A 16248-nucleotide genomic window follows, 5' to 3' on the forward strand; every position below is an offset into this window, starting at 1 on the left:
GCGATGGTCCGGCGCCGGTTCAAGGACCTCCGCGACCGCGGGGGGGCAGTACCGGCCGCCGGGCGCTGGTGACCGTACGGCCTGACGTGCTGCGCCCTGACGTGCTGCGCCGGATCGCCCGGTCCCAGCCGCCCACGGCCCGGCGCCTGGGCCCGGACCCGGATCCACCACCTCCAGCGTTACCTGTGAGCCGGAAACGCCGCAGGGCGGCCACCCTCTCGGGTGACCGCCCTGCGGTTACTGCTCTGCTGCGACTCAGCCGTTGTACGGGCCGTAGTCGTAGTCCTCCAGCGGGACAGCCTGGCCGGAGCCGGTGCCGAAGGGCGAGTAGTCGATGTCGTCGTAGCCGACGGCCGAGTACATCGCGGCCTTCGCCTCCTCGGTGGGCTCGACCCGGATGTTGCGGTAGCGGGCGAGGCCCGTACCGGCCGGGATGAGCTTACCGATGATGACGTTCTCCTTGAGGCCGATGAGGCTGTCGGACTTGGCGTTGATCGCCGCATCCGTCAGGACTCGGGTCGTCTCCTGGAAGGAGGCGGCCGACAGCCAGGATTCCGTCGCCAGCGAGGCCTTGGTGATACCCATCAGCTGCGGACGGCCGGAGGCGGGGTGACCGCCCTCGGTGACCACGCGACGGTTCTCGGTCTCGAACTTCGAGCGCTCGACGAGCTCGCCCGGCAGGAGCTCCGCGTCGCCGGACTCGATGATCGTCACGCGGCGCAGCATCTGCCGGATGATGATCTCGATGTGCTTGTCGTGGATCGACACGCCCTGCGAGTTGTAGACCTTCTGGACTTCGCCGACCAGGTGGACCTGGACGGCACGCTGGCCGAGGATGCGCAGCACGTCGTGCGGGTTGGTGGCACCCGCGGTGAGCTTCTGGCCCACCTCGACGTGGTCGCCCTCGTGCACGATGACCTTGGCGCGCTTCGAGATCGGGAACGCCGTCTCGTCGCTGCCGTCGTCGGGCGTGATGACGATCTTCTTCGTCTTCTCGGTCTCCTCGATCCGCACGCGGCCGGCGGCCTCGGAGATCGGGGCGACACCCTTCGGGGTACGGGCCTCGAAGAGCTCGACGACACGCGGCAGACCCTGCGTGATGTCGTCACCGGCCACACCACCGGTGTGGAAGGTACGCATCGTCAGCTGGGTACCGGGCTCACCGATGGACTGGGCGGCGATGATGCCGACCGCCTCACCGATGTCGACCAGCTTGCCGGTGGCGAGCGAGCGTCCGTAGCAGAAGGCACAGGTGCCGACCGCGGACTCACAGGTCAGGACCGAGCGGGTCTTGACCTCCTCGACGCCGTTGGCGACCAGGGCGTCGATCAGGACGTCACCGAGGTCGACGTTGGCCGGCGCGATGACCTTGCCGTCGATGACGACGTCCTCGGCCAGCATGCGGGCGTAGACGGACGTCTCGACGTCGTCGGCCTTGCGCAGCACGCCGTCCTCGCCGCGGACGGCGATCTTCAGCTTCAGGCCGCGCTCGGTGCCGCAGTCCTCCTCGCGGATGATCACGTCCTGCGAGACGTCCACCAGACGACGGGTCAGGTAACCCGAGTCGGCGGTACGCAGGGCGGTGTCCGCCAGACCCTTACGGGCACCGTGCGTGGAGATGAAGTACTCCAGAACGGTGAGGCCCTCACGGAAGGACGCCTTGATCGGACGCGGGATGGTCTCGTTCTTCGCGTTCGACACCAGACCACGCATACCGGCGATCTGTCGCATCTGCATCATGTTTCCTCGGGCACCCGAGTCAACCATCATGAAGATGGGGTTCGTCTTGGGGAAGTTCGCGTTCATCGCCTCGGCAACCTCGTTGGTCGCCTTGGTCCAGATCGCGATGAGCTCCTGCGTGCGCTCGTCCTTGGTGATCAGACCGCGCTCGTACTGCTTCTGGACCTTCTCGTCCATCGCCTCGTAGCCCGCGACGATGGCCTTCTTGGCCTCGGGCACGACGACGTCGGAGATGGCCACGGTGACGCCCGAACGGGTCGCCCAGTGGAAGCCGGCCGCCTTCAGGTTGTCGAGCGTCGCCGCCACGATGACCTTGGGGTAGCGCTCCGCCAGGTCGTTGACGATCTCGGAGAGCTGCTTCTTGCCCACCGAGTAGTCGACGAACGGGTAGTCCTCGGGCAGCAGCTCGTTGAAGAGCGCACGGCCCAGCGAGGTCTTCAGACGGAAGCTGTCGCCCGGCTGGAACTCCTGCTCGCCCTCTTCGGCGACCGGCGGCACCCAGCCGCGCGGCGGGATGGTGCCCACCGGGAAGCGGATGTCGACGGACGACTGCAGCGCGAGCTCGCCGGCGTCGAACGCCATGATCGCCTCGGCCGTGGAGCCGAACGCGCGGCCCTCGCCCTTGGTGTCACGGAGCTCACCGTCGGTGGTCAGGAAGAACAGACCGAGGACCATGTCCTGGGTCGGCATCGTGACCGGACGGCCGTCGGCCGGCTTGAGGATGTTGTTCGAGGACAGCATCAGGATGCGGGCCTCGGCCTGCGCCTCCGCGGAGAGCGGCAGGTGCACGGCCATCTGGTCACCGTCGAAGTCCGCGTTGAACGCGGTGCAGACGAGCGGGTGGATCTGGATGGCCTTGCCTTCGACCAGCTGGGGCTCGAAGGCCTGGATGCCGAGGCGGTGCAGCGTGGGCGCACGGTTCAGGAGGACCGGGTGCTCGGCGATGACCTCTTCGAGCACGTCGTACACGACCGTGCGGCCGCGCTCGACCATCCGCTTCGCCGACTTGATGTTCTGCGCGTGGTTCAGGTCGACCAGGCGCTTCATCACGAACGGCTTGAAGAGCTCCAGCGCCATGGCCTTGGGCAGACCACACTGGTGCAGCTTCAGCTGCGGACCGACGACGATCACGGAACGCGCGGAGTAGTCCACGCGCTTGCCGAGGAGGTTCTGACGGAATCGACCCTGCTTGCCCTTGAGCATGTCGCTCAGGGACTTCAGCGGGCGGTTGCCGGGGCCCGTCACCGGGCGACCACGACGGCCGTTGTCGAAGAGGGCGTCGACCGCCTCCTGGAGCATGCGCTTCTCGTTGTTCACGATGATCTCGGGCGCACCGAGGTCGAGAAGGCGCTTCAGGCGGTTGTTGCGGTTGATCACGCGGCGGTACAGGTCGTTCAGGTCGGAGGTCGCGAAGCGGCCACCGTCCAGCTGCACCATCGGACGCAGGTCCGGCGGGATGACCGGGACGCAGTCCAGAACCATGCCCTTGGGGCTGTTGCTGGTCTGCAGGAACGCGGAGACGACCTTGAGGCGCTTGAGCGCACGGGTCTTCTTCTGGCCCTTGCCGGTACGGATGATCTCGCGGAGGCGCTCGGCCTCCTCCTCCAGGTCGAAGGACTCCAGGCGCTTCTGCAGCGCCGCGGCACCCATCGAACCGTCGAAGTACGTACCGAAGCGGTCGCGCAGCTCGCGGTAGAGCAGCTCGTCGCCCTCGAGGTCCTGGACCTTGAGGTTCTTGAAGCGGTTCCACACCTCGTCGAGGCGGTCGATCTCGCGCTGGGCGCGGTCACGGAGCTGCTTCATCTCGCGCTCGGCACCCTCGCGCACCTTGCGGCGCACGTCGGCCTTCGCACCCTCGGCCTCGAGCTCGGCCAGGTCGGTCTCGAGCTTCTTGGCACGGCCTTCGAGGTCCGCGTCACGGCGGTTCTCGATCTGCTGGCGCTCGACGGAGACGTGGGCCTCCAGCGACGGCAGGTCGCGCTGGCGGCGCTCGTCGTCGACGAACGTGATCATGTACGCGGCGAAGTAGATGACCTTTTCGAGGTCCTTCGGCGCGAGGTCCAGCAGGTAGCCCAGGCGCGACGGGACGCCCTTGAAGTACCAGATGTGGGTGACGGGAGCGGCGAGCTCGATGTGGCCCATCCGCTCACGGCGCACCTTGGCGCGCGTGACCTCGACGCCACAGCGCTCACAGATGATGCCCTTGAAGCGGACACGCTTGTACTTGCCGCAGTAGCACTCCCAGTCCCGGGTGGGACCGAAGATCTTCTCGCAGAAGAGTCCGTCCTTCTCGGGCTTGAGGGTGCGGTAGTTGATGGTCTCCGGCTTCTTGACCTCGCCGTGCGACCAGGTTCGGATGTCGTCCGCGGTGGCAAGGCCGATCCGCAGCTCGTCGAAGAAGTTGACGTCGAGCACTGTGCGTCAATCCCTCTTTCGGGGTCGAGTCTCAATCATGGTCTGAACGGTCCCGGGGATGACGGGGGGCTCTTGAGCGAGCCCCCCGTCAGGCCCGTCAGACCTCTTCGACGCTGCTCGGCTCGCGCCGGGACAGGTCGATACCGAGCTCCTCCGCCGCGCGGAAGACGTCCTCGTCGGTGTCGCGCATCTCGATGGACATGCCGTCCGAGGACAGCACCTCCACGTTGAGGCAGAGCGACTGCATTTCCTTGATGAGCACCTTGAAGGACTCGGGAATGCCCGGCTCGGGGATGTTCTCGCCCTTGACGATGGCCTCGTAGACCTTCACGCGGCCGGTGACGTCGTCGGACTTGATGGTCAGCAGCTCCTGGAGGGCGTAAGCGGCGCCATAAGCCTCGAGCGCCCACACCTCCATCTCACCGAAGCGCTGGCCACCGAACTGCGCCTTACCACCCAGCGGCTGCTGCGTGATCATCGAGTACGGACCGGTCGACCGCGCGTGGAGCTTGTCGTCGACCAGGTGGTGGAGCTTGAGGATGTACATGTACCCGACCGAGATCGGGTCCGGGAACGGCTCGCCGGAGCGGCCGTCGAACAGGCGCGCCTTGCCGGACGGGAGGACCAGGCGGTCACCGTCGCGGTTCGGGATGGTGTGCTCGAACAGGCCGGCGAGCTCGTCCTCGCGGGCGCCGTCGAACACCGGGGTGGCGACGTTGGTGCCGGGCTCGACGCGGTCGGCGCCGATGGCCTTCAGTCGCTCGGCCCACTCCTCCGCCAGGCCGGAGACGTCCCAGCCGCGGCTGGCGAGCCAGCCGAGGTGGATCTCCAGGACCTGTCCCGGGTTCATTCGGGACGGGACACCCAGCGGGTTCAGGATGATGTCGACCGGGGTGCCGTCCTCCAGGAAGGGCATGTCCTCGATCGGGAGGATCTTGGAGATGACACCCTTGTTGCCGTGGCGGCCGGCGAGCTTGTCACCGTCGGTGATCTTGCGCTTCTGGGCGACGTAGACGCGGACCAGCTGGTTCACGCCCGGGGGAAGCTCGTCGCCCTCCTCGCGGTCGAAGACGCGGACACCGATGACCTTGCCGATCTCACCGTGAGGGACCTTGAGCGAGGTGTCACGCACCTCGCGGGCCTTCTCACCGAAGATCGCGCGGAGCAGGCGCTCCTCCGGGGTCAGCTCGGTCTCGCCCTTGGGCGTGACCTTGCCGACCAGGATGTCGCCGGCGACGACGTCCGCACCGATGCGGATGATGCCGCGCTCGTCGAGGTCGGCGAGGACCTCCTCGGAGACGTTCGGGATGTCCCGGGTGATCTCCTCGGGGCCCAGCTTGGTGTCACGGGCGTCGACCTCGTGCTCCTCGATGTGGATCGAGGAGAGGACGTCGTCCTGCACGAGGCGCTGCGACAGGATGATCGCGTCCTCGTAGTTGTGGCCTTCCCACGGCATGAACGCGACGAGCAGGTTCTTGCCGAGGGCCATCTCGCCCTCTTCGGTGGCCGGGCCGTCGGCGAGGACCTGGGCCTCGACGATCCGGTCGCCCTCGTTGACGATGACCTTCTGGTTGACCGAGGTGCCCTGGTTCGAGCGGGAGAACTTGGCGACGCGGTACGTGGTGTACGTGCCGTCGTCGTTGGCGACGGTGATGTAGTCGGCCGAGACCTCCTGGACGACACCGTCCTTCTCCGCCTTGATCGAGTCGCCGGCGTCGACCGCACAGCGGTACTCCATGCCGGTGCCGACGAGCGGGGCCTCCGCCTTGATGAGCGGAACGGCCTGGCGCATCATGTTCGCGCCCATGAGGGCACGGTTGGCGTCGTCGTGCTCCAGGAAGGGGATCATCGCGGTCGCGACGGACACCATCTGGCGCGGGGAGACGTCCATGTAGTCGACGTCGCCGCCGGCGATGTAGTCGATCTCGCCGCCACGACGGCGGACCAGGACGCGGTTCTCGGTGAAGCGCATCTCGTCGTTCAGCGCGGCGTTCGCCTGCGCGATGACGAAGCGGTCTTCCTCGTCGGCGGTCAGGTAGTCGACCTCGTCGGTGACGACACCGTCGACGACCTTGCGGTACGGGGTCTCGACGAAACCGAACGCGTTGACGCGGCCGTAGGAGGCGAGCGAGCCGATCAGACCGATGTTCGGGCCTTCAGGGGTCTCGATCGGGCACATGCGGCCGTAGTGCGACGGGTGGACGTCACGGACCTCGAAGCCGGCCCGCTCACGGGACAGACCACCGGGACCCAGTGCCGAGAGACGACGCTTGTGCGTCAGACCCGACAGCGGGTTGTTCTGGTCCATGAACTGCGACAGCTGGCTGGTGCCGAAGAACTCCTTGATGGAGGCGACGACCGGCCGGATGTTGATCAGGGTCTGCGGCGTGATCGCCTCGACGTCCTGCGTGGTCATGCGCTCGCGGACGACGCGCTCCATACGAGCCAGACCCGTGCGGACCTGGTTCTGGATGAGCTCGCCGACGTTGCGCAGACGACGGTTGCCGAAGTGGTCGATGTCGTCGGTCTCGACGACGATCGAACGGCCCGACTCACCGGTGGTCTCGGTCTCGCCCGCGTGGAGCTTCACGAGGTACTTGATCGTCGCGATGATGTCGTCGGTGGTGAGCACACCGGCGTCGAGCGGCTCGTCGGCGCCGAGCTTCTTGTTCACCTTGTAGCGGCCGACCTTGGCGAGGTCGTAGCGCTTCGGGTTGAAGTAGAGGTTCTCGAGCAGCGTCTGAGCGGCCTCGCGGGTCGGCGGCTCGCCCGGGCGCAGCTTGCGGTAGATGTCGAGCAGCGCGTCGTCCTGGCCCTGGGTGTGGTCCTTCTCCAGGGTGGCGCGCATGGACTCGTACTCGCCGAACTCCTCGAGGATCTGCTCGGTGGTCCAGCCGAGGGCCTTCAGGAGGACGGTGACGGACTGCTTGCGCTTGCGGTCGATGCGGACACCGACCATGTCGCGCTTGTCGACCTCCATCTCCAGCCAGGCACCCCGGGACGGGATGATCTTGGCGGAGAAGATGTCCTTGTCGGACGTCTTGTCGATGGAGGAGTCGAAGTAGACACCGGGGGAACGGACGAGCTGCGACACCACGACACGCTCGGTGCCGTTGATGACGAAGGTGCCCTTGTTGGTCATGAGCGGGAAGTCGCCCATGAAGACCGTCTGAGACTTGATCTCGCCGGTCTCGTTGTTCGTGAACTCGGCCGTGACGAAGAGCGGCGCCGCGTACGTGAAGTCGCGCTCCTTGCACTCGTCGACGGAGTTCTTCGCCGGCTCGAACCGGTGGTCGCGGAACGTCAGCGACATGGAACCGGAGAAGTCCTCGATCGGCGAGATCTCCTCGAAGATCTCTTCCAGACCGGACTTGGTGGGAACGTCCTGTCCACTCTCGAGCGCCGACTCGACGCGAGACTTCCAGGCTGCATTGCCGAGCAGCCAGTCAAAGCTCTCGGTCTGCAGCGCCAGGAGGTTCGGAACCTCGAGGGGCTCCTTGATCTTTGCAAAGGAGATGCGCAGCGGGGCGGTGCTGGCACCGGTGTTCGTATTGGTCGAGGCGTTGCGCGAGGCGGCCAAGAGGGGGTCCTTCCGAGGGCTCGGACTCACTACGCGCGTACCGGTCCCAGCTGACACAGAAGACGGCCCGCCTGATTCAGCCTGAAAGGCCTGGTCAGGGCGTATCTATCAAGTGTGCTCGAGCGTGGGCATGCCCCTGGCGACGGGCAGGGGGCAGCTAACAGGCAGCGCAAAGGGTCAGTGTAGCCACTTGGCTCACTGATGTCCAGACCAGGTTTCCGGAAACCGGCAACAGGCCTTCCCCATGTCGTTTAAACCAACCCTGCGACCCTGCGTCCAACACGCGGCTCTCGTGGCTCTCGCACACGGAGCGCGTATCAGTACTGCCCTCTTCGTAGTCGATCCATGCCTCGGATCTCCGATCCGAAGCCCGGATCTTCGATCGAGCCGATCGATCCCACAACGGGACTGAGAATTGCGCGCCGCGTGCCGTTCGTCAAGGCCCCCTGCTCCGTGCGGATCAGCTCCGGACCCGGCCGCGGGGCAACGATGATCACCCTACTCCCCAACGAGACCAGGGCAAGTCAGGCACTGCGGATACGCCAAAGGGCGACCACCCTTACGGGTGATCGCCCTTGGTTGGGGCCTCAGAGGGCCCCAGAGGTGTTACTTGACCTCGACGGAGGCACCGGCACCCTTGAGGGCCTCGGCGGCCTTGTCAGCGGCCTCCTTGTTGACCTTCTCGAGGACCGGCTTCGGGGCGCCGTCCACGAGGTCCTTGGCCTCCTTCAGGCCCAGGGAGGTCAGCTCACGCACGACCTTGATGACCTGGATCTTCTTGTCACCGGCACCGGCGAGGATGACGTCGAACTCGTCCTTCTCCTCCTCGGCCTCGGCGGCGGGGCCGACACCGGCGGGGCCGGCAACGGCGACGGCCGCGGCGGCGGTGACGTCGAACTTCTCCTCGAAGGCCTTCACGAACTCGGAGAGCTCGATGAGGGTCATCTCCTCGAACTGGGCGAGGAGGTCGTCCTGAGAGAGCTTCGCCATGATGGGCGATCCTTCCACTAATTCGGCAGGTGCCGATGTGTCTATAGAGGCGGGCGTAACGGCCCGCTACGACCCACGCACTAGGCGGCGTGGATCAATGCGCGAGCCGAATTACTCGGCACCGCCCTGCTCGGCGAGCTTGACGCGAAGCGCTTCCGCGGTGCGGACGAACTTCGACGGCAGCGCCTGGAAGAGCGAGGCAGCCTGAGACTGCTTGCCCTTGAACGCGCCGGCCAGCTTGCTGAGCAGAACCTCGCGGGACTCGAGGTCCGCAAGCTTCTTGATTTCGTCGGCGGAGAGAGCCTTACCGTCAAGGACACCGGCCTTGATGATGAGGTTCGGGTTCTCCTTGGCGAAGTCACGCAGGGCCTTCGCCGACTCCACCGGGTCACCGGTGATGAAGGCGACCGCGGTCGGACCAGCGAAGTGCTCGTCCAGCGCGGTGATCCCGGCCTGGTTGGCCGCAATCTTGGTCAGCGTGTTCTTCACCACGGCGTACTGGGCGTTCTCACCGAGGGAGCGACGCAGCGTCTTGAGCTGCGCGACGGTGAGACCCCGGTACTCGGTCAGCACGGCGGCGTTCGAGCTCTGGAACGCGTCCTTGAGCTCGGCTACCGATGCAGCCTTGTTGGGCGTCGGCATGGTGCGTTCGCCTCCTTCCGGGTGATGAGGACCGCTCAGAAGGGGCTGACATACGAAACGCCCCGGCGCAGGCGCCAGGGCGTAGCTCGACCGGAAAGAAATCCGGGAGCTTTCCACAGTCACCTGCGCAGGACGTCCGCAATTGGCGGATCCTTCGGCCGCCGCACCCTTCGGACACGGCAACGACCAGCGGTCTTTGGCTTCCTGGGAAGAGTACGTGAACCGGTCGACGCAAGGCAAATCGCCTCGGGAGGGGCGGGGAGCCCCGGCGGCGGACGCTCCCCCGGGGCCCGGGAGGGGCTCAGGAGCCGCCGAGTCCGCCCAGCCCCGCGTCCCTCAGGGTCCGGTCGGCCTGCCCCAGCGTGTCGTCGACGCCCTTGAGCGTGTCGTCGACCCCCTTGAGCTTGTCGTCGATGCCCTTCATCACGTCGTCGAAGTCGGCCACCTGGTCCGCGGGCGGCGCGGTGACCGGCGCCGTCGTGCCGTAGCCGGAGAACTTCGCCGAGACCTTCGTCGTGCCGTCCTTGGTGCCCTGCACGGATTCGACGCGGACGGGGTGGCCGTCCTTGCCGATCCACAGGTCCACGTCCAGGGTGAGGTACTCCTTCAGCGCCTCGTGGAGGTACTGCCGGTTCGCGGCCTCCATCACCTTGGTGGACTCGTCCGCCGCGAGCAGGTCGGCGTTGGTCAGGCTGCCCTTGAAGTGCCGGGCCTCCCCGCCCTCGACCTGCTCGGTGCCGACCAGCGTCACCTTCTGCTGGCCCAGGAGCACGGCGAGGTAGTCGGCCGGGTCGTCGTTGAACCGCCGGCGGCCCTTGCCGTCCTTGTTCAGGTTCATCTTCATCCAGGACTTGCCGTCGACGGGCTTGTCCGAGTGGGTGTAGATGACGTCGCCGATCATGACCTGGTTGTCGGAGCCGCCGCCCCTGGCGTCGATGCCGGTGCTCGACGGGTACCAGCCCTTGGTGCCCTTGAGCTGCTCGGCCTTGCCGCTGCCCGGGGTGATGGTCATCTCGTACGCGGCGAACTTCGCGGCGGCCGTCTTCACGTAGGACGCCTTCACCGCGTCCCCCGGCGTCTCGGCCCCGGCCGTCTTCCTGCCGCCGTCGGCCTTCCCCCCGGCCGTGTCGGTCCCGCAGGCGGCGAGGCCGCCCACGAGCAGTGCGGCCCCCGCCGCGGCGATCGCGGCGCGGGTCAGTGCAGCCGTGTTCATTGGTTCTCCCCCATGGATGGTCCTACCGGTGCTACATGCGGCCTCAGGGCCGGGTCAGGCCCCGGCTCCGCGGCCGGCCCCCGTGGCGCCCAGCTCCTTGAGCTTCGCGAACACGTCGAGCGTCTCGTTCTCGGGCGGGGTCTGGATGTTCGCCGCCGTGGCGTAGTCCGAGTACTGGGCGTCCACGTCGAGGGCGCCTCCGGGCGTGCCGATGGAGACCTTCATCCGGGCCGGGTAGCCGTCCTTGTCGACCCAGACGTCCATGCCGTAGCCCTTGATGCCGGCCTTCTTCATGGCCTCGGTGAGCTGCGCGCGGTCGGCCTCGGGCAGCGCCTTGGCATCCGGGTTCGCGGCGAGCATCTCGTCGAAGGTCAGGGTGCCCTCGTAGTGCTGCGTATCGGTGCCCGCGACCTTCTCGGAGCCGATGAGCTTCACGTTCGGCGAGGCGAGCAGCAGGGCGAGCTGCTTGGCGGGGTCCTGGTTCCGGTCCATCCCGCTCATGCCGCCGCCCATGCCACCGCCGAGCTTCTTCATGGCCGCGTCGCCGTAGAGCTCGCCCGCGGCCTTCGTGTCGATCTTCATCCAGCGCTTGCCCTCCATGACCTCCGAGGCCATGGGCGAGCCGGGCGGCATCTCCATGTACATGACCTCGCCGGCCATGACCATGCGCACGGAGTCGGCGGCGGCACCGCCGAGGCCGCCCGGACCGCCCAGGCCGCCGAGACCACCCTTCATGGTGATGTCCATGACCTGCGGGTCCCACCCCTGGACGCCGGTCATCTCGACGGTCTGGCCGCCGAGCCCGCCGCTCATCTTCATCGTCATGTGCACCTTGGCCGACTTGGCGGCCGAGGTCTTCTTGTAGGCCGCTGCGATGGCCTCGGTGGCCGAGCCGCCCGCCGCCTGCGCGGCGGCCGGTGAGGGCGCCCCGCCGGCCTTGCCGGAGTCGTCCTTCGTGCCGTTCTCGCACGCCGTGGCCCCGCCCACGAGCAGTACGGCGGCCAGTGCCGCGCCCGCGGTCCTCCTGCCGAATGCCGACATGAAGATCCCCACCCCCTGTGTGATCGTTTGCTTGCCCGTCGACCCTACGTTCCCCGGACCGTCGCTTGTGTGCCGATTACTGCCCAGTACGGCATATGTGGCCCGAAACACGGAAAACGGGCCCCTCGCCGCCCTGTGAAGGGGGCGAGGGGCCCGTTTCAGCCACTCAGGTGAGCCGGAGGCTCAGCGGAGCTCAGACAGCGGCCGGGTCTTCCTCGACGAGGAGGTTCCGGGTGCGGTTCGAGTCCAGCTGGATGCCGGGGCCCATCGTGGTGCTCAGGGCGGCCTTCTTGACGTAGCGGCCCTTGGCGGCGGACGGCTTCAGACGAAGGATCTCGTCCAGGGCCGCACCGTAGTTCTCGACCAGCTGCTCATCGGTGAAGGAGACCTTGCCGATGATGAAGTGCAGGTTCGAGTGCTTGTCGACGCGGAACTCGATCTTGCCACCCTTGATCTCGGTGACAGCCTTGGCAACGTCCATGGTGACGGTGCCGGTCTTCGGGTTCGGCATCAGACCACGCGGACCGAGCACGCGGCCGAGGCGGCCGACCTTGCCCATGAGGTCCGGGGTGGCGACAACCGCGTCGAACTCGTTCAGGCGGTTGCCCTTGGCGATCTCGTTGATCAGCTCGTCGTCGCCGACGATGTCGGCGCCGGCGGCTTCCGCGGCCGCAGCACGGTCACCGGTCGCGAAGACCAGGACCCGGGCGGTCTTACCGGTGCCGTGCGGGAGGTTCACGGTGCCACGGACCATCTGGTCGGCCTTGCGCGGGTCGACACCCAGGCGGAAGGCGACCTCGACGGTGGCGTCGAACTTGGTCGTGGAGGTCTCCTTGGCGAGACGGACGGCCTCGAGCGGGGCGTACAGCTTCTCCCGGTCGACCTTGGCGTCCGCAGCGCGGAGAGTCTTGCTGCGCTTCACTTCTGCTCCTGTGTTTTGGCTTCAGGCATGGAGTCGTGGTGCGGACCAGCGCTTGGTCCTACCACTTGGTGGTGCTGGGGGGTGGCTGGATCAGCCCTCGACCGTGACGCCCATCGAGCGCGCGGTGCCGGCGATGATCTTCATCGCGGCGTCGACGTCGTTGGCGTTGAGGTCGGGCATCTTCAGCTCGGCGATCTCGCGGACCTGGGCGCCGGTGAGCTTGGCGACCTTGGTCTTGTGGGGCTCGCCGGAGCCCTTCTCGATGCCCGCGGCCTTCAGGATGAGGCGAGCGGCCGGCGGAGTCTTCGTGATGAAGGTGAAGGTGCGGTCCTCGTAGACCGTGATCTCCACCGGCACGACCATGCCACGCTGCGACTCGGTCGCGGCGTTGTAGGCCTTGCAGAACTCCATGATGTTGACGCCGTGCTGACCGAGCGCGGGGCCGACCGGCGGAGCCGGGTTGGCCGCACCGGCCTTGATCTGGAGCTTGATAAGCCCCGTGACCTTCTTCTTCTTGGGAGGCATTGCTCTCTCCGGGTCCTAGTGAGAGTTTTTCGCCGCCAATCCGGTCATCCGGATGGAGGCATACCGCACCACGATAACGGGTATCAGGGCGGGGCTGAAAACCGAGCAGGTCAGACCACCCTTTGCGGGGCGATCTGACCTGTCCGGAAGCGTTGTCTCAGAAGATCAGTTCTTCTGGATCTGGTCGAAGCTGAGCTCGACCGGGGTCTCGCGACCGAAGATCTCGACGAGGCCCTTGACCTTCTTCGAGTCGGGGTTGATCTCGTTGATGGTCGCCTGCAGCGTCGCGAACGGACCGTCGGTGACGGTGACCGAGTCGCCGACCTCGAAGTCCAGGACCTCGATGGTGCGCTTGACCGCGGGGGCCGGCAGACCGGCGTCCTCGGCGGCCTGCTTGGCGGCCTTCTCCTGCGCCTCCGGGGCGAGCATCTTGACGATCTCGTCCAGCGTCAGCGGGTACGGGTCGTACGCGTTGCCGACGAAGCCGGTGACACCGGGCGTGTTGCGGACGACGCCCCAGGACTCGTTCGTCAGATCCATGCGGACGAGAACGTAACCGGGCAGCTTGTTCTGCCGGACGTTCTTGCGCTCGCCGTTCTTGATCTGGACGATCTCTTCCTCGGGCACCTCGGCCTGGTAGATGAACTCCTCGACGTTCAGCGAGACGGCGCGCTGCTCCAGGTTGGCCTTCACGCGCTTCTCGTAGCCCGCGTAGGTGTGGATCACGTACCACTCGCCGGGCAGGAGGCGCAGCTCGTCGCGCAGGGCCTGGATGGGGTCGACCGGCTCGGCGGGCTCCGCGTCCTCGTCGGCGGTCTCGACCTCGTCCTCGACGTCGTCGGCCTCGGCGACGGCGGCGTCCGCGTCGGCTTCCTCGGCCTCTTCGTCGTCCGCGACCTCGTCAGCAGCCTCGTCCTCGACGTGCAGCGCGGCCTCTTCGGCGGCGACACCCGCCTCGGCGTCGGCGAGCTCGGCCTCGTCGGGGTCCACAGCGTCTGCCGCCTCGACGATGTCGAGCGCGTCCTCGACGGACTCGACGGAGTCGGGGCTCGCGTTCAGGTTCGGGTCAGACACGGTGGCTGCTTCTTCCTGGATACAAAAGGTGGTCGAACATGCGAAAACGGGCGGCACCCATCAAGGCGCCGCCCTCCGCGGGGATCAGCCGAAGACGAACTTGATGGCTTCCTGGAACCCATAGTCAATCACGGTCACCAGACCGATCATGATGACGACGAAGACAATCACCACGGTGGTGTACGTCGTGAGCTGGTTGCGCGTCGGCCAGACGACCTTGCGGAGCTCCGCGATGATCTGGCGGTAGAACAGCGCGAGCCGGCCCAGAGGACCCTTCTTCCCGCGCTTGCCGCCCTTGCGGGCCTTCTTCTCGCGGGTGTCGTCCTCGGCGTCAGGCATGTCGATGGAGCCCAGGGCGTCCGTCACGTCTCTCACCTGAATCCGGGTCGTGGCCGTAGCCGCGCCCGGTTGCGCCGCACGGCGTTGCATCGAAGTACGTACCTGCGCACACGTCCGAGAAGGAGTGTGGAGCAGGGCCGGAGGGACTCGAACCCCCAACCGCTGGTTTTGGAGACCAGTGCTCTACCAATTGAGCTACGACCCTTTGTTGCGTCCCCCAACCTACCGCATCCAGACGGGTGCGCGGAGTGCTCGCGTTCTGGAGTGACCGGCGGGGTCCAACGACAGGTGAGTGTACGTGGTCCGGGCCCTGACGTCGAACAGAGCGCATTTTCGGCTGGTCCGTCCGATGACTGAAACGGTGTGCGGCGCCTCTGGGGCGTCTGGGACGATTGGCCGCATGACCTCTGCAACGCCTTCCTCCGAGCGCCGGGTGTCCGCCCGTATCGGCGCCATTTCCGAGTCCGCCACGCTCGCCGTGGACGCCAAGGCCAAGGCCCTCAAGGCCGCCGGGCGCCCGGTGATCGGCTTCGGTGCGGGCGAGCCCGACTTCCCGACCCCGGACTACATCGTCGAGGCCGCGGTCGAGGCCTGCCGCAACCCGAAGTACCACCGCTACACGCCCGCCGGGGGTCTGCCCGAGCTGAAGACGGCGATCGCCGCGAAGACGCTGCGCGACTCGGGCTACGAGGTCGACGCGTCGCAGGTCCTGGTCACCAACGGCGGCAAGCAGGCGATCTACGAGGCGTTCGCCGCCGTCCTCGACCCGGGTGACGAGGTCATCGTCCCGGCCCCGTACTGGACCACCTACCCCGAGTCGATCCGCCTCGCCGGCGGCGTCCCGGTCGAGGTCGTCGCCGACGAGACCACCGGCTACCGCGTGTCCGTCGAGCAGCTCGAAGCCGCCCGCACCGAGCGCACCAAGGTCGTCCTGTTCGTCTCCCCGTCGAACCCGACCGGCGCCGTCTACAGCGAGGCCGACGCGAAGGCGATCGGCGAGTGGGCCGCCGAGCACGGCCTGTGGGTGCTGACGGACGAGATCTACGAGCACCTGGTCTACGGCGACGCGAAGTTCACCTCGCTGCCGGTCCTGGTCCCGGCGCTGCGCGACAAGTGCATCGTCGTCAACGGCGTCGCCAAGACGTACGCGATGACGGGCTGGCGCGTGGGCTGGGTCATCGCCCCGCAGGACGTCATCAAGGCGGCGACCAACCTGCAGTCGCACGCCACCTCCAACGTCTCCAACGTGGCCCAGGTCGCGGCGCTGGCCGCCGTCTCGGGCAACCTGGACGCGGTCGCGGAGATGCGCAAGGCGTTCGACCGCCGTCGCCAGACGATGGTCAAGATGCTGAACGAGATCGACGGCGTGTTCTGCCCGACGCCCGAGGGCGCGTTCTACGCGTACCCGTCGGTCAAGGACCTGCTCGGCAAGGAGATCCGGGGCAAGCGCCCGCAGACCTCCGGCGAGCTCGCCTCGCTGATCCTGGACGAGGCCGAGGTCGCGGTCGTCCCGGGCGAGGCCTTCGGCACCCCCGGCTACCTGCGCCTGTCGTACGCCCTGGGCGACGCGGACCTGGTCGAGGGCGTGTCCCGCATCCAGAAGCTGCTGGCCGAGGCCAAGGCCTAGGCCTCCGGCGGCTGCCCGGACCCGGGGGGGGGGGGGGGCGCCCGGCCGCGCGCGGCCGCGGCCGGGCGGGGGGCGGGGGGCGGGGACGCGGGAACCTGGAATAGTCCCGCCAGATGGTGACGGCGTAGTACTGAAAGTCC

At 67.3% G+C, this 16248-nt stretch carries 11 protein-coding genes and 1 tRNA gene; 1 reads left to right on the top strand and 11 read right to left on the bottom strand.

Annotation, left to right across the window (positions count from 1 at the left end; all coding sequences use genetic code 11):
• Nucleotides 1-255: 255 nt before the first annotated feature.
• From ACFXA3_RS01670 to ACFXA3_RS01720, 11 genes are all read right to left on the bottom strand, one after another.
• Nucleotides 256-4155, bottom strand: coding sequence for a DNA-directed RNA polymerase subunit beta' (locus tag ACFXA3_RS01670; RefSeq protein WP_054222538.1), 3900 nt, complete (start codon nt 4153-4155; stop codon nt 256-258).
• Between the two features lie 97 nt (nt 4156-4252).
• Nucleotides 4253-7735, bottom strand: coding sequence for a DNA-directed RNA polymerase subunit beta (gene rpoB / locus ACFXA3_RS01675; protein ID WP_376203075.1), 3483 nt, complete (start codon nt 7733-7735; stop codon nt 4253-4255).
• Between the two features lie 606 nt (nt 7736-8341).
• Nucleotides 8342-8725, bottom strand: coding sequence for a 50S ribosomal protein L7/L12 (gene rplL / locus ACFXA3_RS01680; RefSeq protein WP_385180425.1), 384 nt, complete (start codon nt 8723-8725; stop codon nt 8342-8344).
• A gap of 111 nt (nt 8726-8836) precedes the next feature.
• Nucleotides 8837-9367, bottom strand: coding sequence for a 50S ribosomal protein L10 (rplJ, locus tag ACFXA3_RS01685; protein WP_385180427.1), 531 nt, complete (start codon nt 9365-9367; stop codon nt 8837-8839).
• 301 nt (nt 9368-9668) lie between these two features.
• Entirely contained in the window at nt 9669-10580 is a 912-nt protein-coding gene (locus tag ACFXA3_RS01690; RefSeq protein ID WP_385180430.1) for a hypothetical protein, read from the bottom strand.
• Nucleotides 10581-10634: 54 nt separating this feature from the next.
• The gene (locus ACFXA3_RS01695; protein ID WP_385180432.1) at nt 10635-11621 is read right to left on the bottom strand and encodes a hypothetical protein; all 987 of its coding nucleotides are present in this window, start codon (nt 11619-11621) and stop codon (nt 10635-10637) included.
• 193 nt (nt 11622-11814) lie between these two features.
• Entirely contained in the window at nt 11815-12543 is a 729-nt protein-coding gene (gene rplA, locus ACFXA3_RS01700; protein ID WP_030154662.1) for a 50S ribosomal protein L1, read from the bottom strand.
• Between the two features lie 90 nt (nt 12544-12633).
• On the bottom strand, nt 12634-13068 hold the full coding sequence (gene rplK, locus ACFXA3_RS01705; RefSeq protein WP_030154660.1) for a 50S ribosomal protein L11: 435 nt from the start codon (nt 13066-13068) through the stop codon (nt 12634-12636).
• A gap of 165 nt (nt 13069-13233) precedes the next feature.
• Entirely contained in the window at nt 13234-14142 is a 909-nt protein-coding gene (nusG, locus tag ACFXA3_RS01710) for a transcription termination/antitermination protein NusG (protein ID WP_385180435.1), read from the bottom strand.
• An 84-nt stretch (nt 14143-14226) separates the two neighbouring features.
• Complete coding sequence (gene secE, locus ACFXA3_RS01715; RefSeq protein WP_030154653.1) at nt 14227-14508, bottom strand: preprotein translocase subunit SecE; 282 nt, start codon at nt 14506-14508, stop codon at nt 14227-14229.
• 105 nt (nt 14509-14613) lie between these two features.
• A tRNA-Trp gene (locus ACFXA3_RS01720) sits at nt 14614-14686 on the bottom strand.
• Between the two features lie 195 nt (nt 14687-14881).
• Between ACFXA3_RS01720 and ACFXA3_RS01725 the strand changes: the two genes are divergently transcribed.
• Complete coding sequence (locus ACFXA3_RS01725; protein WP_054222546.1) at nt 14882-16108, top strand: pyridoxal phosphate-dependent aminotransferase; 1227 nt, start codon at nt 14882-14884, stop codon at nt 16106-16108.
• The last annotated feature ends 140 nt before the right edge of the window (nt 16109-16248 follow it).

Origin of the sequence: Streptomyces sp. NPDC059456, assembly GCF_042750055.1 — a bacterium.
Taxonomy (GTDB): Bacteria; Actinomycetota; Actinomycetes; order Streptomycetales; family Streptomycetaceae; genus Streptomyces.

What these genes read in the sequence shown, in the direction of transcription:
- ACFXA3_RS01690 (WP_385180430.1), bottom strand. Translation starts at nt 10,580, where the DNA reads ATGAACACGGCTGCACTGACCCGCGCCGCGATCGCCGCGGCGGGGGCC.
- rplK (WP_030154660.1), bottom strand. Translation starts at nt 13,068, where the DNA reads ATGCCTCCCAAGAAGAAGAAGGTCACGGGGCTTATCAAGCTCCAGATC.
- ACFXA3_RS01725 (WP_054222546.1), top strand. Translation starts at nt 14,882, where the DNA reads ATGACCTCTGCAACGCCTTCCTCCGAGCGCCGGGTGTCCGCCCGTATC.
- rplJ (WP_385180427.1), bottom strand. Translation starts at nt 9,367, where the DNA reads ATGCCGACGCCCAACAAGGCTGCATCGGTAGCCGAGCTCAAGGACGCG.
- ACFXA3_RS01695 (WP_385180432.1), bottom strand. Translation starts at nt 11,621, where the DNA reads ATGTCGGCATTCGGCAGGAGGACCGCGGGCGCGGCACTGGCCGCCGTA.
- rplL (WP_385180425.1), bottom strand. Translation starts at nt 8,725, where the DNA reads ATGGCGAAGCTCTCTCAGGACGACCTCCTCGCCCAGTTCGAGGAGATG.